Annotated in this window: 13 protein-coding genes and 2 pseudogenes; 6 read left to right on the top strand and 9 right to left on the bottom strand. The window is 37.4% G+C overall.

What is annotated here, in order from left to right:
* The first annotated feature begins 44 nt into the window (after positions 1–44).
* Positions 45–1397 carry a transporter gene (locus tag NG55_RS05640; RefSeq protein ID WP_065342632.1) on the top strand — a complete coding sequence of 451 codons (1353 nt, stop codon included), beginning with the start codon at positions 45–47 and terminating at the stop codon, positions 1395–1397.
* A 585-nt stretch (positions 1398–1982) separates the two neighbouring features.
* Here NG55_RS05640 and NG55_RS05635 read toward each other — a convergent pair.
* The 5 genes from NG55_RS05635 to NG55_RS21445 form a co-directional block, all read right to left on the bottom strand.
* On the bottom strand, positions 1983–3338 hold the full coding sequence (locus NG55_RS05635; protein WP_065342631.1) for a sensor histidine kinase: 1356 nt from the start codon (positions 3336–3338) through the stop codon (positions 1983–1985).
* A gap of 9 nt (positions 3339–3347) precedes the next feature.
* On the bottom strand, positions 3348–4028 hold the full coding sequence (locus NG55_RS05630; protein ID WP_065342630.1) for a response regulator: 681 nt from the start codon (positions 4026–4028) through the stop codon (positions 3348–3350).
* A 92-nt stretch (positions 4029–4120) separates the two neighbouring features.
* Positions 4121–4804, bottom strand: coding sequence for a Fe2+-dependent dioxygenase (locus tag NG55_RS05625; RefSeq protein ID WP_065342629.1), 684 nt, complete (start codon positions 4802–4804; stop codon positions 4121–4123).
* A gap of 103 nt (positions 4805–4907) precedes the next feature.
* Positions 4908–7175, bottom strand: coding sequence for a TonB-dependent receptor (locus NG55_RS05620; RefSeq protein ID WP_065342628.1), 2268 nt, complete (start codon positions 7173–7175; stop codon positions 4908–4910).
* Between the two features lie 136 nt (positions 7176–7311).
* The gene (locus NG55_RS21445) at positions 7312–7605 is read right to left on the bottom strand and encodes a transcriptional repressor (protein ID WP_081408962.1); all 294 of its coding nucleotides are present in this window, start codon (positions 7603–7605) and stop codon (positions 7312–7314) included.
* Positions 7606–8310: 705 nt separating this feature from the next.
* Between NG55_RS21445 and NG55_RS05610 the strand changes: the two genes are divergently transcribed.
* Positions 8311–9717 carry a methylenetetrahydrofolate reductase C-terminal domain-containing protein gene (locus NG55_RS05610; protein ID WP_171257921.1) on the top strand — a complete coding sequence of 469 codons (1407 nt, stop codon included), beginning with the start codon at positions 8311–8313 and terminating at the stop codon, positions 9715–9717.
* A gap of 320 nt (positions 9718–10037) precedes the next feature.
* Here the strand turns inward: NG55_RS05610 and NG55_RS05605 are convergent, their stop codons facing one another.
* From NG55_RS05605 to NG55_RS05590, 4 genes are all read right to left on the bottom strand, one after another.
* Positions 10038–11279 (bottom strand): hypothetical protein, encoded by a 1242-nt coding sequence (locus NG55_RS05605; RefSeq protein ID WP_065342626.1) that lies wholly within the window; start codon positions 11277–11279, stop codon positions 10038–10040.
* 139 nt (positions 11280–11418) lie between these two features.
* Positions 11419–12975, bottom strand: a complete 1557-nt coding sequence (locus NG55_RS05600) for a BCCT family transporter (RefSeq protein WP_065342625.1) — start codon at positions 12973–12975, stop codon at positions 11419–11421.
* Positions 12976–13270: 295 nt separating this feature from the next.
* Positions 13271–14791 carry an HAL/PAL/TAL family ammonia-lyase gene (locus NG55_RS05595; RefSeq protein ID WP_141669881.1) on the bottom strand — a complete coding sequence of 507 codons (1521 nt, stop codon included), beginning with the start codon at positions 14789–14791 and terminating at the stop codon, positions 13271–13273.
* A 980-nt stretch (positions 14792–15771) separates the two neighbouring features.
* Entirely contained in the window at positions 15772–16221 is a 450-nt protein-coding gene (locus NG55_RS05590; RefSeq protein WP_141669880.1) for a hypothetical protein, read from the bottom strand.
* Between the two features lie 206 nt (positions 16222–16427).
* Between NG55_RS05590 and NG55_RS05585 the strand changes: the two genes are divergently transcribed.
* From NG55_RS05585 to NG55_RS05575, 4 genes and pseudogenes are all read left to right on the top strand, one after another.
* A complete protein-coding gene (locus tag NG55_RS05585) occupies positions 16428–17996 on the top strand; it encodes a type I restriction-modification system subunit M (protein ID WP_065342623.1) in 1569 nt (522 codons plus the stop codon).
* Positions 17996–18508: pseudogene (locus tag NG55_RS21440) on the top strand (restriction endonuclease subunit S); the annotation flags it as partial. The gene NG55_RS05585 and the pseudogene NG55_RS21440, both read left to right, overlap by 1 nt.
* Positions 18497–19210 (top strand): annotated as a pseudogene (locus tag NG55_RS21435) (restriction endonuclease subunit S); the annotation flags it as partial. The pseudogenes NG55_RS21440 and NG55_RS21435, both read left to right, overlap by 12 nt.
* A 71-nt stretch (positions 19211–19281) precedes the next feature.
* On the top strand, positions 19282–19740 hold the full coding sequence (locus tag NG55_RS05575; protein ID WP_065342621.1) for a hypothetical protein: 459 nt from the start codon (positions 19282–19284) through the stop codon (positions 19738–19740).
* The last annotated feature ends 77 nt before the right edge of the window (positions 19741–19817 follow it).

Raw genomic sequence — 19817 nt, 5'->3', positions numbered from 1 at the left:
TGTTGTGATTAAGCAAAAATTATAATTTCAGGATGAATTTAATAATGGAAAAATCTATAGGAAAGGAAAGTGTGGGCTTATCTTGGTTATTATCGAAAACCAGAGAAGTGAATCGACATAACGGCTTGAATAGCTCATTTTCTAAGATCCATCGGTTCCGCTTAGCTCCTATTATGTTCAGTATAATCGGAGTGTCGATCAGTAATTATACCCAAGCCTCTGCACTTGATCAGTCTGGTCAGTCGATACTGCCATTTTTAGAAAATGGTCATTATTTTGAAGTCAATGCCTTTGCTGTTGACGCTTCAGTTTCTGGTGTCGTGCATGATCGTCCAAATCTTGTGCGTGAAAATCAAAGCCGTGATACAGGAGATATTGGGCAAAATGTACAATTTTATACGGCTGCATTGAAGCTACAATTAACCGATCAGTTTAGTTTCGGCCTGCTTTACGACCAACCATTTGCCGCAAAAACCGCATATCCACTTCGCCCCAACAATAGCTATTCAGATAATGATTTTAGTCAAGAAGGTACATCCGTAAATGTGGAAAGTCAGGATTTAAGTTTTATATTTGGATATTCACCTTTTAAGAACTTCCAGATTTATGGCGGGCCTGTTTATCAAGAGGTTAAAGGAAAAGCTTCTTTTCGAGGCATGGCGTATACCGAGGCTTTTAATGGTTACGAGGCGAATTTTAAAGAAAAAGGAGAGTTGGGCTGGCTTGCTGGGGCGAGCTATCAAATTCCAGAGATTGCATTGAAAGCGGCTGTTACTTATCGCTCTAAAATCAAATATAAATTTCAGGTCGAGGAAAGTATATTTGGTGAACCTTTGCACTATGTCGAAGCAGCAAAAACGACAATCGAAACCCCTCAATCCGTGAATATCGATTTTCAAACCGGTGTTGCCGAAAACACAATTGCTTATATGAATTTAAGATGGGTGAATTGGAAAGATTTTAATATCCGCCCAACGCAATATAATGCGCTTACAGCAAGTTATCTGGATGAACTTACGGGAGGCGCATACACGAAAGGTGTTGATTTAGATTCTTATCAAAAGGATCAATATAATGCAACGATAGGAATTGGTCATCAATTTACAGAAAAATGGAGTTTTGCTACCGATGTTGGTTGGGATTCAGGGACGGGTAATCCTGCTTCTACACTGGGGCCAATGAAGGGATCATGGTCCATGGGACTCGGTGCGCAATTCAATCCTGCTCAGAATTATTTTATCGCTGCTGGTGTTAAATACTATTGGTTAGGAGATGCCAAGTCTGAAGATGGTGCTTACTATTTACCTATCGAAGGGATTAAAGAAATGGCAGAACAGGCTGAGTTCAAAAATAATCATGCTATCGCTTATGGTTTAAAAATTGGTTACCGGTTCTAGATGTAAGAGAAGGAGTGGTTGAGTTCAGCCACTCCTAAAAATACAAAAATGCATAGGGTCAAGTTTGGGTAAATTTGATTTTTATAAAAATAAAATCTAAATAAAACAGAATGTTATTTATTTGGTTCAACTCCCGCCATCTCCACCAAAATTCGTTATATAAATCAGCCACTTTTTTAAGTGGCTTTTTTATTGGACCGGCTTTTGACAGGTTCAGTCTGTTTGTAATTTTCCCATCTCTATTTTATTTTTGTCGCCATGTATCCACTTCGCATAGCGTTTCATCATCTATAAACTAGTCAATTAAATGACTAAAGACGCAGGATTTTATTAAGAGACTTTGGATTTTTGGCACGACAAGGTTACGGCAGTGAGGGTTATGACTTAGTAGGTGAAAAAGGGCTAGATAATATTGAAGACTTTTTTTGTATATAAAACCTCAAAATAACTTAGAATAGTTTCATATCTTAATGATAACTTTACAATTATAATACTTGGGCTCTGAAGTGAGAAAGGCTGAAATCAGCAGTTCAACTAGAGCCAGATCAAATCCATATCTAATCAGGCTCAAGTTGAGGCAGACAATTAATGATTAAAATGAATTGCGACTTTCAATCCACCTAAAACTTCAGATGTGTCTAGTTGAATGGCCGCATTGATAGACTCGATAGCAGATTGAACAATCGATAATCCTAAGCCACTTCCAAACACTTGATTTTGAGTTTCTTGTAATCTGACAAAACGTTGCATGACATGATCACGTTGATCTGGTTGGATACCAGATCCGCTATCATGAACTTCTAAATGAACATAGGGTTCTTTAACTGAAATTATGATTGCAACCTGCCCAAAGTCAGGACTGTATTTAATAGCATTATCAAGAAGATTAATAAGAATACTTTCTAAGGAAACATGTCTTGCTACAACGCTAATATTCTCGTGTTTTGCATCAAATTTTACATGTATCTCTATATTTTTTTTTCGAGCATTCACAAGAAGCTGAGCAACGCATTGACGTACGTAATCAATCAGATTCAAACTTTGTAAAGGTTCGTGTTGCTGTATTTCTTGATGAGCCAAAGCCATGAGTTGACCCACTAAATGCGACATACGTTTTAAACTTAAATTAAGATCAATAATATTTTCTTTATAAACAGGACTATTCGGTTGTGTTTTGATCAATAAATCAGTTTGTAGTCGTAATGCAGTTAAAGGTGTCCGTAATTCATGAGCTGCATTTGCAATAAATACTCTTTGCTGTAGCTGGGCTTCTTCTATTCGTAAAAAAAGGGAGTTTAACTCATCCATTGCAGGTTGAATTTCGATAGGCAAATTATTGATTTGAATTTTGGTCAAATCATTATAGTCTCGCTGAGAAAATGCTGTTTTCAACAGTTCGATAGGTCTTAAATGTAAGCGTATGAGCCAGTAAATAGCATAAATACTCAAAGGCATAAAAAACATATAAGGAATGAGCATATTAAATGCTAATTCTTTTGCTAAGTTTTTACGAACAATAAGCGGCTGGCTGATTTGTATTTGCTGGGTAGATGTAGGCGTTACATAGATTTTTAATGGCCCTCTTGAGGTTTTTTTTATAATAAATTGAGCCTGTTGGACTGCGGGAACAATATAATTATATTGTTGACTAATTTGGGGGAGCGATTTGTTGTCGGTAATATCAATAAAAACGTCTCTTTCGCCATATCGCTTATGAGGATCAAATACCGAACGAAGATTATTCTGTTCTCTACTTATCAAAAATTTTGACATCTCAATCATTTGCTGGTCAATAATTTCTTCTGATTCTTCCAGTGCGATCTTATAGGCGGATATTGCAATGAGGATAAGTAAAATTAAACTGATGATGGAAATACTCCACATCATTCTAGTGCTAAGTGCCTGATTTTTGTATGATCTAACTAGGTTGATAAATAACATAAATATCTCTTAAACATCAGGTTCTATACAGTAACCGAGACCTCTAACGGTTCTTATCAGGTCTTTACCAAGTTTTTGTCTGAGCTTGTGAATATGTACTTCAACTGCATTACTGCTGATGAGATCATCCCAATCGTACAGCTTGTGTTCAAGCATCTCACGGGAAAAAATTTGACGCTGGTACATGATCATTGGTTCTAAAATCGCCCATTCTTTGGGAGACAAAAAAACTTCCACCTGATTTTTTAATACTTTATGTGTATTTGGAAATAAACAGATATCTTTGGCGCAAAAACAAATATCCTCGATAACTTGATTAAACCTGCCTCTTCTTAATACAGACTCTATACGAGCAACTAATTCATCAAAATCATATGGTTTAACAATATAATCATCTGCACCAGATTTAAGTCCTTGAATTTTATCTTTACTTTGATCTCGGGCGCTAATGATAATGACACCCATATCGGTTAGATCTGCTTTATTACGGATATGCTTAAGAATGTCTAAACCTTCGAGCTCTGGTAATCCTAAATCAAGTAAAGTGATATGATAAACATTAGAGGATAAGAAGGCTAAAGCTTCGGTTCCTGTTTTGGCCCAGTCAATTTGAAATTTTTCATGTTGTAATAATTGAAATGTTGTTTTACCAATCATTACATCATCTTCAATATATAAAATCTTAATCACAAAAAACCTATTTCGTACCAAATATTTTCTAATCTTAAAAATACAGTTAGACATATTGAAGATTAGAAAAATGTTGTAGTGAAGGGAGAGGGTTATAATTCAGCCCATTTACGCATCAGGTTGTGATAAAGATTCGTCATTTTAATCACTTCTTGGTGGGTATCACCAAGCTGCATACGCAGATTTTGGATAGTCTGATCCAGTGTAAATAACATATTCCGTTCAGCATCATCACGGATCATGCTTTGCACCCAAAAGAATGAAGCCGTTCGACACCCACTGCTGATTGCAGTGACTTCATGCAGACTAGATGAAGGGTAAAGCACCATATCACCCGCGGGTAATTTGGCTTCGTGATAACCATAGGTATCTTCAATGACCAATTCCCCGCCTTCATATTCATCAGGTTCTGATAAAAACAAAGTGCAAGATAAATCGGTACGTAAGCGCTCTTTGGTACCGCGAATACGGCGAATTGAATTATCGACATGGAAGCCGAAAGCTTCCTGATTTTCATAACGATTGAAAAGTGGTGGGATAATATCCAACGGTAAAGCGGTAGAAAGAAACAGGGGATGCTTGCCCAATTCTTCTAAAATAATATTACTGAGGTGGTGGGTTAAGGGGAGATCTTCAGGCAGCTGTTGATTATTTTTCACAGTGGCAGAGAGGGTACCAGCGGTAACTTTTCCATTAGTCCATTCGATTTTATCCATTTCTTCACGAAAGTACTGCACTTGTTCTTTGCTTAATACATTTGGAATATGGTGGATCACGATAATTACCTTTGTGAAAATAATGAATGATAAAAAATAGCCTCATTATGAGGCTGTTTTTTCAATAAAATCCATAATTAAATTATGGATTTTATTGGTGCGATTAGTATTTAAAGTTCACAGACACTACTGCACTACGACCTTCAGCTTCTGATGCATAGTGAGATGCATAGGCTTTGGTAAAGTAACGTGTATCAGATAAGTTATTCACGTTAAGTTGGACGTTCACGTTTTTATTTACATCATACTTAGCCATCGCATCGTAGCGTACATAACCCGGAACCCATTTAGTATTGGTTGCATTACCATAGACTTTGTCCATCGCAACTGCACCAGCACCCAAGGTAACTTGTGGTAATACTTTATAAGTTGTCCATAAAGTAGCAGAGTTCTTTGGAACGTTTGGTAATTGTTTACCTTTCGCTGCATTTTCAGGTGTACAAACACCAGCACGGCTACAGCTAGGACCAGGATTGGTATTTTCACTGTCTAAATACGTATAACCTGCACTAACAGCCCATTTATCAGTGATATAACCATTTAAGCCAAGCTCGATACCGTCAACTTTACTATCACCACCGTTGGTATACGTGGTTGGGTCAAGTTGAATACGGGTGTTTTGCTTCTCTGTACGGAAAATTGCAGCAGTTGCATTGAGTTTATTGTTGAATAAATCCCATTTTGTACCAATTTCAAAAGTACGTGCTTTTTCTGGATCTAGATCTCGGTTGTTTGCATTCACTGCAGTTTCCGAGCCATCACCTGCATCAATACCGACTGGGTTTGCAGAAGTCGCAAAGCTTGCATAAATACTGCCATTTTCAGCAGGTTTAAAGGTTAAGCCAGCTTGGTAACTAAAGAAGTCAGTATTATTTTCTAATTTAACCCCAGTCGCATTGGTTTTTAGCTCAGTATCAAATTTATCCCAACGTACACCTAAGTCGAGTAACCATTGTGGAGTAATTTCGATGTTATCGAGCGCATAAACAGACGTCGATTCAGATGTCGTCGTTGTAACTGCTTTATTTGCAGTCACAGTTCCTAAGAAACGGTCATTAGAATTTGGGTTAAATGTTGACGTACACCAACCATTTGATGCAACTAAACCTAAGCTACACGCACCGTTTGCAACTGCACCACTAATTGATTTAGTGTTTGCATCAGTAACTGTATAGCTACCCTTATCTGATTCAGCTTTACTATATTCAGCACCGACATTAAAGCTATGTTTGAATGCACCAGTATTAAATTTACCTGTTAGCGCTAACTGATCAGAGAACGTATCTGTATCAGTAATACGTGTATTGGCACGGCGCCAAATACCCGTATCTTTCAGTTGACCCGTTGTTGGGTTAATGAAATTACCTTGGCTGTCATCAGGTTGAGTCCATACATAGTCATTTTTAGATTTGTTATAAACAGCTGTATTACTTAAAGTTAAGTTTTCGGTTAAGTCATGCTCTAACTTAAAAGTACCCACTTGGTTTTCTTGTCTTTGGAAATCACGATCTTTCCAACCATAATAGATGCCTTTTTTAACATCAATCGGTTTTCCTGAGCCTGCCGCAAAGTTATTTGGGTTGTTATAAGGAACACCAGCATCAGGCGTATCGTCTGTCTTTAAGTAGTAATAGCTTAAAGTTGCACGCGTAGCTGTATCTAAGCCAAAAGTAATGCTTGGAGCGATACCTGCACGCTTATATTCTGCACCGTCATCGCCTTGACCTGCTTTATTATTATGGTGTCCCATAACAACAACACGAGCTGCAATGCCATTACCAAAATCTTTGTTACCGTCAAGAGTAATACGTTGGTAGTCATCTGTACCACCTTGTACTGAACCTTCTAAAGCATCACCCTTTTTAGCAACTTTAGAAATAAGGTTGACGTTACCACCAACAGAACCACCGCCACCTAAAGAAGATGAAGAACCTTTTGATACTTCAACTTGTTCAACCGCAAACATTTCACGGTTTTGCGAAGAAGCATTGCGGATACCATCCACATACATTGAGCTTTCAGAGCTATAACCACGAATAAATGGGCGGTCGCCGTTTGGGTTACCACCTTCACCGGCACCGAGCGTAATACCAGGAACTGTACGTAAGGCATCACTTAAAGTTGTAACCTTGGTATCTTCAATCAGTTGTTTTGAAATCACAGAAACAGATTTTGGGGTATCCAAAAGTGGAGCTACAAACTTAGTATTTGCAGATTTATCTACTTTAAGACTTTGTTCTTGTTCAGCTTGCGCATGAATCGTTGGAAGTTGAACTGCCTGATCTTGTGCAATCGCTGGTACTGCAATAACTGAGAGTGATGAGGCTATTGCAGAGGAGACGAGTTTTTTCCGTGATTTGATAAATGACATGAATGGACCCCGAATTATATAAATTTCGCGAATGATAATGATTATTAACTATAATATCAATTTAGTTTTAATCGGAAATATTGATCGAAATTTATTATCCTTAAGGTTGAAGCTTAATAATAATCAATCCAAATAACTAGTTATTGTTTTTGCAGTTATTACAGCTTATCTGAAGTATAACTGAAAAAGATTTTAACTGAATTTCTCTGTTTGTTGTGATGGAGTGAATTTGCTGTTCTAATATAGAGTCATGTATAAAAAAACTTTGATTGCATTGATCGCAATATGCACGAATAGTGTTAGGGGTGTTCTTTATAGAGTAATAGGCTTGCTGGTCACCGAGTTTAAATTTTTGAATTAAATTAAACTTTTCAAGTGTTTTTAATACATTATATATTGTTGATATATATGTTTTTATTTTGTTTTTCAAAAATTATTTTTTCAATTTCATTGGCAGTTAATTCTCGGTTCTCTTCGAAGAGTATGCTTAAAACTAATACTCTTGGTAGGGTAGTCTTTATTTTTTCACTTCGTAAAATATTTGTGATGGTAGTGTTTAATTCACTTGAATTCATATCTTCTTTAGTTCCTTGCAATATCGAATAACTTGAAAATATTAGTTTGAATTCTTTAATTATTATTTATTGTTTGTTGCTTGTCTATATTAAGGAAACCTTAATATAGATGTGTTATTATGTTGTTTAATTATTATATTTAATAAAAATTAGCTTTAATTTGACAGGGTTTTCTGATTTTACAGAAAGAAATTACTTTTGCTAAGCAGGTGGTTGAACAAGTAATAAGGTAGGATTGAGCTAAGCTCAGCCTTGAAGTGTAGAGTGCTCTCATATTATTGTAGAGTTATTAAAAAAGAGCCAATGCTAGAGCAGCATCAACAGACTCATATCCAGGGTATTCAAAAAGGCTTCCAGCAGTCGTTGAAGACTTTGAATTAAAGGGGGATAAGAATCCGTTTCTAGATAAAAAAGCGAAGATCTATAGGCTTGTACTAGACTATCCATATGCCTATAGCTCATAGCGCTAAAGCCATTCAGAATTTTACTTTCAAAGATTATCACCTATAATAAATTCCTGAGACATTTCTCTGTTTTTTCCTTTTTATCTTTCTTTTATTATGTCCTTATTTTCTCAGTGTTTAGATCAGAAGAAGTTCTGTATTCTAGTTGAATATATATGCTCAACTAAAAATACATTCGCTGTAACACAAGACATTGCCGGTTTTCCAGCGATGATGACTTTGGCTGATCGCGTACATAGTGACGAAGATCCTGAACCTATAAATATTGCGAAACTGTACCCTCAATCCATTGAAAAAATTTTACATTTTTCAGGCAAGGGCAGGGATATTGCTGATTTTGAGAAATTTTTGGATCAGGCGGAACTGTCTGGTGAGCGTAATTTGCTGCTGCTCACAGGCGACAAACTTAAAAACCATAACTTTGGACTGGACATCCCTACACATAGGACTCGTTATTTAGAGTCAGTCGGGGCAGTTATGGCTGCGAAACAAAGGAATGGATTTAATATCGGTGTTGCTTTCAATCCATTTAAATATACTGAAGCTGAAAGTGATGCACAGTATTTAAAGCTGCATAAAAAAATTAAGGCTGGTGCCGACTTTCTCATTACCCAACTAGGTTTCGACTTAGATAAAATCAGACAAACCCAAAAGCGCCTAGCAGAAGAATATCCCCATTTCCCATTGATTGTCTGTGTGATGCCACTGACATTAAGACGGGCAAAATTTATGCATAGCCAACGGGTAGCGGGTATTGTTATTCCCAAGCATCTGATTCATGTGCTTGAACAAGAATACCAAGCTGACCCGATTCTGGCTGAAAAAAATGTCTATGCCCGCTGTGCCTTGCAGATCTTAATTTGTCAGCATTTAGGTTATGCCGGTATTCATTTATCTGCATGTCATAAACAGGATGAACAGCAGAAACTGGTACAGGCATTAAAACAATATCAGACACTTTCTTTAAGGCAGTGTGAGGTGGCTTGGAATACATTATGGCAGGCTGAAATCGAGAGCCTGTTTAAACCCGAAGTCAAAGTTTTTGTCCAAAAAGTCAGTATTGCACAATTGCTGAAATATAAAACCATGCATTGGATGCACAGTATGCTTTTTGATTCACGTCCTGCTATGGGAATGGGAAGGTTTGTATTTAGGGCATCATTTTGGAATAGACCGAAAGCCAATCATCTTTTACTCAAGGTTGAGCATCTGAGCAAACATAGTATTGTGGGCTGTGAAAGCTGTGGGCAGTGCCGTTTAGGTGAAACTCTGTATCTCTGCCCAGAGACTTGCCCTAAAGGACTGGCGAATGGACCATGTGGAGGAACGACTTTAGACCGCTGCGAATTTGGTGATCGTGAATGTATTCATTCGATCAAAGCTCGACTTGCCAAAGCGGTTAAGCAAACTGAACTGCTCAAAACTGAATTGATTCCAACCGTTGCGATTAAGACTCGGCAAAGCAGCTCTTGGAAAAACTGGTATTTGGCGAAAGAGGCTTAAGTTTCATCATCCATTGTATTTGAATAAAATCTCACATCAATCTTGATGCGATCATGATCGTTGCAGTATGTGTTAGAGGCAAAACATCTATTTAACTCATATTTCGGATATTCAGAATGATAAAGGGTCAAAGTTAGGATAAATTTGATTTTTATCAAAATTAAAAATAAATAAAACAGTAGTTCATTAATCAAGTGCAATTGACGCTATCTCCACCAAAATTCGAAAGAGCCCTAAAATGAAAGTTTCGGGGCTTTTTATACTGAAATTTAAGTATATAAAATTTAAATAAAATATTATTTATTTCAACTAGCTAGAGCTTAAAAATAATAGCCAATATTAACGTTGACTTGATTTTCCCATTGATTGCTTCCACCTGCAGCAAGACTCTGTCCATAACTACTAACACCGATATACGGATTATTTTTTCCAAATAACCATTCGGCGGCAATATACACATTCTTTTTATAATTAAATGCAGAACCTAATACCAACTGCTCTGAGTCTAGAAATGCTTTTTTTGCTTTATCGTATCGGCTGTAATGCAGATACACATTGAAATCATTGATCTCCTTTACATTAAATTCTGGAATCTTATAGTTGAGATCTAAGCTGTAGAGCACACCTTTGTTGGCGACATTAAAAGTTCCATCGTAGGAGCCAAAAGTCGTCTGATCATAGGGAGTATCAATCTGATTAAATATGCTGATAAATTTAAGCCCTAGACGATCTTTATTTAGCCCATAATGCAGTGCGTAGATGCCACGATGACCTGCTTTATCCTCTGTCTGTTTTGACTTTAGCTGAGCATAGTATGCAGAGATCCCATAGTTTGCTGACCAATTGTCATCGTTTTGAGTATAGTTGTATTGTAACGCAACGGCATCTTGCTCTTTATAGTGTGTGCCATTCTCTAGATTTTCATCGGCAGGAATAAGCTGATTAGAATAATATGCCCCTTGGCTTGTTCCTTTACCTTTCCAAGGATTGGCAGCATAGTATGCTGCATAGACTTCATGATTGTCTTTTTTATAATTATATTTTGCACCTAAGCGATATAAGTCCTCAATCCCTGCGATATAAGCCATCGATTCAATAACGGTACTGGTGTAATAGGGCTGAAAACCAATCGGAACTTGATTTAAACCGACTTGAATTGATTGCTGAGGATTTACCGCGTATTCAAGATAAGCTTTTTTAGTGAAGTTCACATCACCAATATGATTGGTATAATCATAAGGATATGCGCCGCCTAAAAAACGATGCTCGATATGGCCAGAGAGTTGATCATCATAAAAATCGAGCGTCACGATCGCTGTATCAAAACTTAATTTACGGATATCTCGGTCAGGATCGTAATCCAAGCGCATACGTACAGCTCCACCGAGGTCTACACGATTTTGGGAGGCTTGCACGGTATTGATTGTTTCATCGGCAGAACTTACAGCACTGAAAAGCGTGCCTGCACTCAACAAAATAATGGCTGAAATGTGCTGTGATTGAAATGTTTGGGTCGATACAGTACATCTCATCAAGGATGAGATAGTTGAAAAATGTTGCATATTTTGTCCTTAAATTAGTTTGATCTGCCTTCCAACGGCAAGACTTATTCCCTCGAGAAATCGAGTGTTTTAAATTAGTTTTTGAAGATAAAGAAAGTTGTCCCGATCAAATCCTGTTTAATCGGGAGGAAATGACAACTTATTCGACAGGTTTGTCGTAGAAAAAGGTTTTAATAATTGAGAGCAGTTGCAGCATAAAAATAAACAGAACACAGAAGCCGCCACAAACGGCTAAATATTTAATCCCATCAATCCCTTGGCCACCGCCACCAAAGGCACTCATGATGATGGCAATAGAACCAATTAAAACACCCCAGATAATACGTTGGTACGATGGCGCTTCTTCACCAATCGGGACATTTTTGCTACACATACCTGCGATTGTGGTCGTAATACTGTTTGCAGCAACGGCGGAAGAAAACAGGGTCAAAACTAAAATTAGCGGGACGATGACAATACCTAATTTAAATGGAAGGTGTTGTAAGAATGCCCATAAACCAGACACTGCACCATTATCTTTAATGATTTGGACTAAATCTAATACACCGCTTTGCTGTAAATAAAGCGATGTGCCTCCCCACACTGAAAACCATACTAGGGCAAAGCAAGAAGGCATTATCCAGTTTACGATAATGAATTCTTTTAAAGTACGTCCATATGCAATCAGTGCCAAGAACATTCCCATCAAGGGGGCATAAGCGACCCAAACCGCCCAGTCAAATAGCGTCCACCATTGGGTTAAGGCTGGACCACCAATATCAATGGGATCTAGACCCCAAAGGAAGAAGTTATCTAGCCAAATTGCCATACCAGCGGTAGATGATCTGAGGATGTAAAAGGTTGGGCCAGTAAGGAATAATAAAATCAGCAAGAAGTATAAAACTTTCGATTTAATACTCGCTAATATCTTAAAGCCTTTGTCTAAGCCCAAATAAGAAGAAAAGGTAAATAAGAAGGTGGTTAATGCGCCCAAGACGACCCATAAAACTGTAGTGGCATGGTAGCCATAAGCAACTTTCAAACCTGTCACGACCACCGTTAAACCCGTACCTAGGCCTGATGCTAAGCTTAATACGATCGCCATGGTGGCAAGCACATCAATGATATCTGCAATAATTCGATTTTGTGCGTATTTTCCCAATAAAGGATCTAAGGTTGCTGCTACTGACAAGCCTTTTTTCTTGTTGTAATACATATAAGCGGCGATTAAACCCGAGAGGGTATACATGGAGTAAGGGATAAAGCCCCAATTGTAAAAGACACGGCCCAGACTCCAAATCGCAGCACTATGTGTCAATGGTTCTACCCCAACTTGGTTCAGCTCTCCATACACATTACCAAAATAGATAATCGGTTCGTTCACCCCATAGGTGATTAAACCAGTTGCAACGCCACTGCTGAGTGCCATGGCAAACCATCGACCAAAGCTGGTGCTGGCTTTGGCATCTTTTCCCCCGATACGGATATGCCCATAGCGAGATACTAATAAGATTCCGACCAAGATGAGCGAAATCATGGAGACCCATTGATATAACCAACCAAAGTTTTGTAGTGACCAGTTAAAAAAATCTTTGGTCAGGTTAATTAACGCTTCGCTATGCGAAATGCCTAAAACAACAGCGGAAGACATTAATAAAAATAAGGGAACGAAGACACCCCAGCGTACGGTTTTTACCTGTTTTGAAACACCTTCCATATACTCATCCTTATGTATTCGGTGGGAATAGGCTCATGACTTGCCACGGGGATATCCATGTGACGATGGTTTTTTGTGCAAGATAAACATTACATGCTTTATCATGTATATACAACTAAAGTTTGAATTTTAACCCTATGTTTTTTAATGGGATTAAAATAATTTAAGTGAACAAGTTTCTATCCAAGTGAATTGAATAAATGGATGTGGATTAACGAGGCTTTGATCTTAAAACTCAGTTTGAAAATAGAATAAAACGACTTTTAAGTTTATAGAGCTTAAAAGTCGTGCTGATTTAATCTAATTTTTCAATCTTATCTTCAATAATGTTTAAAAGCGTACCATCGTGAATCATTCCTTTGATTTCATTGATAAAGCTGTAGAGGTAAGTATCTTGGTCTGAGATTTTGATACGTTTCTCTAATGCGTCGATCATTGCCTGCATCGCAGGACTTCGTTTCTTATCTTTTGACAGAAATTGATGAGCGTAATATCCCGATAACAGCTCAATGGCCAGAATGTATTCTAGCTTGTCGGCAATGGAGATTGCTTTTTTTGCGGCATTATAACCCATTGCCACATAGTCTTCTTGATTGCCACAAGTTGGGGTATTATCAATGGTTGCAGGGTGGGATAAGATGCGCATGTCATTCAAAAGCGCAGCTTGCGTATATTGTGGAATCATCAATCCAGAATTTAATCCAGGTTGTTGAATCAGGAAATATGGAAATCCAGACAAACTACCATCAATCAAACGGTTATTTCTGCGTTCAGACATTTTGGCTAAATTTGTAGCCGCAATTGCTGCCGTGTCCATTGCCATGCCCACATAAGATGAGTCTGGATTACAGGCTGAAATGATTTCTTGCTGATTTTGATCATGCCAAACGATAGGATTATCGCAACATGCATTCATTTCAATTTCAATTGTGATTAGCGCATCATTTAAAACTTTCTTGGCAGCACCATGCAGTTGTGGGATACATCTGAGTGAGAGTGCATCTTGTAATTTGGTTGGATGTTTAAGTAGGGCCAGTTCTGAATCTTTTAGTAAACGTCGAATATTTGATGCCGTTTGTGCCTGCTCAGGATGAGGGCGAACCTTCATCACGCGTTCATCAAAGGCAATGAGGATTCCTTCCAATGATTCGAGACTAAGAGCCGCAATAATATCCGCAGACTTGGCCGCATTTTGCAGGTCATATAAAGCTAAACTGGCAAGGGCGGTAGTCGAGGTAGTACCTGAGATTAAGGCTAAGCCTTCTTTTGCTTGCAACTGTAGTGGTGGGATATTTTCCGCTGCTAATACCTCTTGGGTTGCACGTAACTGTCCATGGTAGTAAAGCTGACCACGTCCCGTGAGCGTCAGTGCTAAATGTGCCTCAGGCGCCAAGTAGCCAACCGAGCCTTCTTTGGGCATCCAAGGAATTAAATTCAGGTTTAAAAATTGGCGAATCCTCTCGAGTACTTCAAAACGTACACCGCTATAACCTTGACCTAGGTTTTGTAGAATCATCAGCATACAGGCGCGTGCTTGCTCTTCGTTGAATGGTTCACCAACGGAAACGGCATGAGATAAAATTAAATTTTCTTGTAATTCTGCGGTTTGTTGTTGAGAGATTTTTTCTGAACACAGTGCACCAAAGCCAGTGGTAATCCCGTACATCGGTTCATCACGAGACATCATGTCTTCAAGAACAGCCCGTGATTTTTTGACACGTACAACGTAGTCTTCGGAAAATTCAAGTGGGGCTTTAAAGCGGGCAATTTGAATAAAGGTGTTTATATCAATTTTGTCGCCTAATTGAATGGTCATCGTTTCGTCCTGATACGTTGCTTTCATGTTTGCAAACAGATGCATTTCTTTTGATATTGCTCAAGAAAAGCATTTCCCTCGCTTTTCACTATAAGAAGGTTTTATTTCCTACGTTTGTGCATAAAGCACAGTTTTTTATACAAATTTTTGTATGCCTACTCTGATCTCGGCATTGTTGGTCTACAGCACATACACTTTTTCCATAAAAACTCAGAAAAGAATCATTATGAAAGATTGAGATGTGTTTACTTGTATATACATATGTATACTAAATTGAGCCTGAGTTGAAAACTTATTTTTAAAACTATTTTATATCTTTTTGATTTTATAAGTTAAATTTTATAACTAAGCTTTGTTTATGGTACTTGGTAAAGTGGAAGTGATTATTTGGATGGATTGTTCGCATGGTTGTTGTGCTTAGAACGCAAGAAGAGGTATTGAAATAAAGGGACTCGATTTGGACTTTTTAAGTTAGCCCGTTTAAGGAAATCTCTAATAAAGGGCTTTGCAGGAAATTTACATGATGTTCGAGTGTCGTACTGGTGGGTGTGGGGTCAACTCTCGCTACAATTTAAGATTATGGAAAGCCTCTAGGAATAAATAAATTGGCTAAACCCAAACTGACTATGGTCAATAGCAAAAAAATTACAAATAAAGCGAATCTATTTCTTGTGATTTTAGAAAACTTTTCTGGTGCAATGGGTGCATAAACAGCCAATATAAAAAATAAAGGGACTAGACACCCAAAAAAATAAACCAGAGCATCGGTAAAAAAGTTTGAATGATCAATCATAGTTTTCTCTTACTTCGACAACTTATCTTCGTCAATTAAACCTTTCTCAATTGTATCCAAAATAATTCGTCCATTCCTGTATGCTACACGTTGCTGCCACATATATGATTGCTCTGATGTAGTGGTCTTAGATCCTTTAATCAAAGGGCTGGCATTCGTTGTATGCCCTATAACGGATGATTGTGATTTAAAATCCAAAAGCTTTAACCTGTTGGAAAAGAATAATAATAATTCCAAGCATGTACATGATTGGGAATAGGAACAATATAAGTAAGATAAATGCACCTTCGAAACGAAATTTTATTATGTCTACACGCTTTAACCCTTTAAAAGTTTTTAAAATATCGCTTGTTTTATTATCTTCTTTTTCAGGATTTTTCATCAATCGTATACGGTCAAAATTTTCACTTTGACGCCATAAATAGTCTCGATAATCATTATATAAAATAGAGGCATTGCTTAAGGCTAAATATATAGACCATAGCAATAGCAAGAAACCGACAATATATAAACTGAAAAATTCATACCAAATTAAATCAGGTTTAGTATCTGCTCGATATAAAAATAGTAAACCTGTTCCTCCACTGAGAATTTGAAATGCGATATTTCGTGAAAATGATTGCAACTCTTTATTCATTGGATTGTCAAAAAGCATGGTGTACCTATATTTTTAGTTGTCTTAGCTAAAGTAACTTACTCGTCTGGCAAAACAAGTTGAGCATATAAGTAGAACGTCAAATAAAGTCGCAATGATGATTGTTTGATAAAATATAACTTAAAAAAAAATGATAAATATGCCAAAGTATCCACATTCTAAAATGATGATTTTGGTTACTTTTTAACATGACTCAAGTACAGCTCCAAGAACTGCAAAAACAACTATGGAATATTGCCAATACTTTGCGCGGCAAAATGGGCGCAGATGAATTTCGTGACTATATTTTAGGTTTTATCTTCTTTAAGTATTTGTCTGAGAAAGCCGTTAATTTTGCCAATGAATTGCTTGATGGCGAAGACATCGGCTTTTTAGAGCTTGATGAAAAGAATGCTGAGCATGTGCCATACATCGAAGAAATTAAAAAAAATGCCATCGAAGAAGTGGGTTATGCGCTGACACCAAAACAACTGTTTCATACACTTGCGGAACGTGGCCGTAAAGGTGATTTCATTTTAGATGATTTGGCTGCAACGCTAAAAGCGATTGAACAAAGTACGCTGGGTTCTGACTCTGCCGATGACTTTGCCAATTTGTTTGAAGACCTCGACCTAAACTCGACCAAGCTGGGTAATACGGCAAGTGACCGTAATGAGTTGGTGGCGAAGGTGCTGAGCCATTTAGATAATATTGATTTTGATATTTCCAATACTGAATCAGATATTTTAGGTGATGCTTATGAATATCTGATTGGTGAGTTTGCATCAGGTGCAGGTAAAAAAGCAGGGGAGTTCTATACGCCGCAAACGGTATCGACTTTGCTGGCGAAGATCGTAACCCAAGGTAAAACTCGTTTACGTTCAGTCTATGATCCGACTTGTGGTTCTGGTTCGTTGTTGTTACGTGTAAAGCGTGAAGTGCAAGATGTCGATATGATTTACGGTCAGGAGATGAACCGTACCACCTACAACTTGGCACGTATGAACATGATCTTGCATGATGTGCATTTTGCCAAGTTCGATATTAAGCAAGAAGATACCTTGATTCGACCGCAGCATTTGGACAAGCGTTTTGATGCGGTGGTTGCCAATCCGCCATTTTCAGCAAAATGGTCTGCTGATCCGTTATTTTTACAAGATGAACGTTTTGCGGCTTATGGCAAACTTGCACCAAGTTCTAAGGCAGACATGGCATTTGTTCAGCACATGCTACATCAATTGGATGAGCATGGCACGATGGCCGTTGTGCTACCGCACGGTGTTTTATTCCGTGGTTCGAGTGAGGGTGTAATTCGTCAGTACTTGATTGAACAGCTCAATGTGATTGATACCATTATTGGTTTACCTGCCAATATTTTCTATGGGACGTCTATTCCGACTTGTATTTTAGTATTGAAGAAAAACCGTGAGCACAAAGACAATATTTTGTTTGTTGATGCTAGCAATGAGTTTGAGAAGCAGAAGAATCAAAACAAATTATTGCCTGAGCATTTGGACAATATTATTGGGGCATTTGAAAACCGTCAGAATATTGAAAAGTATGCGCATGTAGCGACTTTAAAAGAAGTTAAAGAAAACGACTTTAATCTGAATATTCCGCGTTATGTCGATACTTTTGAAGCTGAGGATGAGATTGACCTTGATGCGATTGCTCAAGCGTTACAGGCGTTGGAAGAAGAGAGTCAAAAGACTGATGCGGTTATAACTGAGTTTTGCAAAGAGCTTGGGATTGCTTCGCCGTTTGCGGAGGTGAAGTGATGACTGTACCTAAATTACGTTTTAAAGAGTTTGATGGGGATTGGTTAAGTTCAAATCTAGGTGAAATCTCTGATATTAAAACAGGTCCATTTGGCTCAACTTTACATCAAGAGGATTATGTCGATATTGGAACCCCCATTATTACAGTTGAACATTTGGGTGAAATAGGAATAACTAATCAGAATTTACCATTAGTTTCTGATGCAGATAAAACACGTCTTAAATCATATTTATTAAAAGTAGGAGATTTGGCTTTTAGCCGTGTAGGCTCTGTAGATAGATGTGCAATTGTTACTGAAAAAGAAAATGGTTGGCTTTTTTCAGGTCGTATTCTAAGAGTAAGGCCTAATAATGAGTTAATTGATTCTAAAAATTTAATGTATGCCTTAAAAACAGAAGATGCACAGTATCGAATTAGAAGTGTTGCTGTTGGTCAAACAATGCCTTCACTTAATACAGAGATTTTGAAGAATTTTCCTGTAATATTAAGTAATTCTAAAAAAGAACAAACCAAAATCGCCTTTTTCCTTTCAGCCGTCGATGAAAAAATTAGCCAACTAAATCAAAAACATGAGCTACTCAGCCAATACAAACAAGGCATGATGCAGAAGTTGTTTAGTCAGAAGATTCGTTTTAAAGCGGATGATGGGAGTGATTTTAGGGAGTGGGAGAAAACTTTACTATCTGAATTTCTAACTGAGAGTTTAATTAAAGGGCTTAAAGGTAATGAAGCTAAAAAACTCACAGTAAAATTATGGGGAAAAGGCATTGTTCCCAAAAATGAAGTGTTTGAAGGTAGTGAAAATACACAATACTATAAGCGTTTTGTTGGTCAGCTTATTTATGGGAAGCTTGATTTTTTAAATTGTGCTTTTGGTATTATTCCTTCCCATTTGGATGGCTATGAGACAACCATTGATGCTCCATCATTTGATATCAATACAGAAAAAGCTAATGCATATTTTTTATTAAATCGTTTTCTACAGAAAGATTTTTATAAAAAAAATGGTGAGGAAGCAGATGGTAGTAGAAAAGCCAAACGTATTAACCAAAGTGTTTTTCTTGCTATGCAGATTGATTTACCGTGCCTAGAAGAACAAACCAAAATTGCCAATTTCCTATCTGCGATTGACCAAAAAATTGAAGTCGTAGTGCAGCAAATTGAACAAGCCAAACAGTGGAAAAAAGGCTTGTTACAGCAGATGTTTGTTTAATATTTTTATATCAGCAAAGTGAAAAGTCTCTTTGCTTTTTAATACTTTATAAAACTTAAAACAGGATCATGATGAAAAAACTTATACTTGTTGCTTTAATGACATTGCCAGTGTTGGCACAAGCTCAAAGCTTTAAATATCAAAAAGATATTTCTGGTTTTAAGCACTACAAAGGAAATGTGACCTTAACAGGAACTTACTCACGTACTTTAGATCCTGAATATTTAGAATATATGGGCGATGGGGTTTGCTTTGAACCTGATAAAAAATCATCTGCACTTGTTCCTCGTCCAAAAGGTGATGAACGAACTGCATGGTTCTGCTTTAGCAATTTTGAACAAGCAAAGAAAACATTTAAATTGCCAGATAGCATTAAAAAAGAGTTTTGCAAGTATGAGGGTAAGGCAACCATAACTATTAAAGACTACAACTTGTTCGTGGAAGAAACAGAAGGTTTTGATTTAACCCAGCTTGTTTCAGCAAAAAATATTACACCTGCGAAAGCAGTTAAATGTGAAACCAATAATTAAATTTCATTGCCTATATTGGCGATGGGAAAACTAAATTTTAGGGGAATATTTTGAGCTGATACTAAAATGATCAGTTC

It is taken from the genome of Acinetobacter gyllenbergii (assembly GCF_001682515.1).
GTDB classification, from domain to species: Bacteria; Pseudomonadota; Gammaproteobacteria; order Pseudomonadales; family Moraxellaceae; genus Acinetobacter; species Acinetobacter gyllenbergii.
Note: the sequence above shows the minus strand (reverse complement) of the source record. Positions and strands in the feature narration are given on the sequence as shown.

Coding starts and splice junctions, on each gene's coding strand:
- NG55_RS05605 (WP_065342626.1), bottom strand. CDS start 11,279: ATGCAACATTTTTCAACTATCTCATCCTTGATGAGATGTACTGTATCG.
- NG55_RS05640 (WP_065342632.1), top strand. CDS start 45: ATGGAAAAATCTATAGGAAAGGAAAGTGTGGGCTTATCTTGGTTATTA.
- NG55_RS05575 (WP_065342621.1), top strand. CDS start 19,282: ATGAAAAAACTTATACTTGTTGCTTTAATGACATTGCCAGTGTTGGCA.
- NG55_RS05620 (WP_065342628.1), bottom strand. CDS start 7,175: ATGTCATTTATCAAATCACGGAAAAAACTCGTCTCCTCTGCAATAGCC.
- NG55_RS05590 (WP_141669880.1), bottom strand. CDS start 16,221: ATGAATAAAGAGTTGCAATCATTTTCACGAAATATCGCATTTCAAATT.
- NG55_RS05595 (WP_141669881.1), bottom strand. CDS start 14,791: ATGACCATTCAATTAGGCGACAAAATTGATATAAACACCTTTATTCAA.
- NG55_RS05610 (WP_171257921.1), top strand. CDS start 8,311: ATGTCCTTATTTTCTCAGTGTTTAGATCAGAAGAAGTTCTGTATTCTA.
- NG55_RS05600 (WP_065342625.1), bottom strand. CDS start 12,975: ATGGAAGGTGTTTCAAAACAGGTAAAAACCGTACGCTGGGGTGTCTTC.
- NG55_RS05585 (WP_065342623.1), top strand. CDS start 16,428: ATGACTCAAGTACAGCTCCAAGAACTGCAAAAACAACTATGGAATATT.
- NG55_RS05635 (WP_065342631.1), bottom strand. CDS start 3,338: ATGTTATTTATCAACCTAGTTAGATCATACAAAAATCAGGCACTTAGC.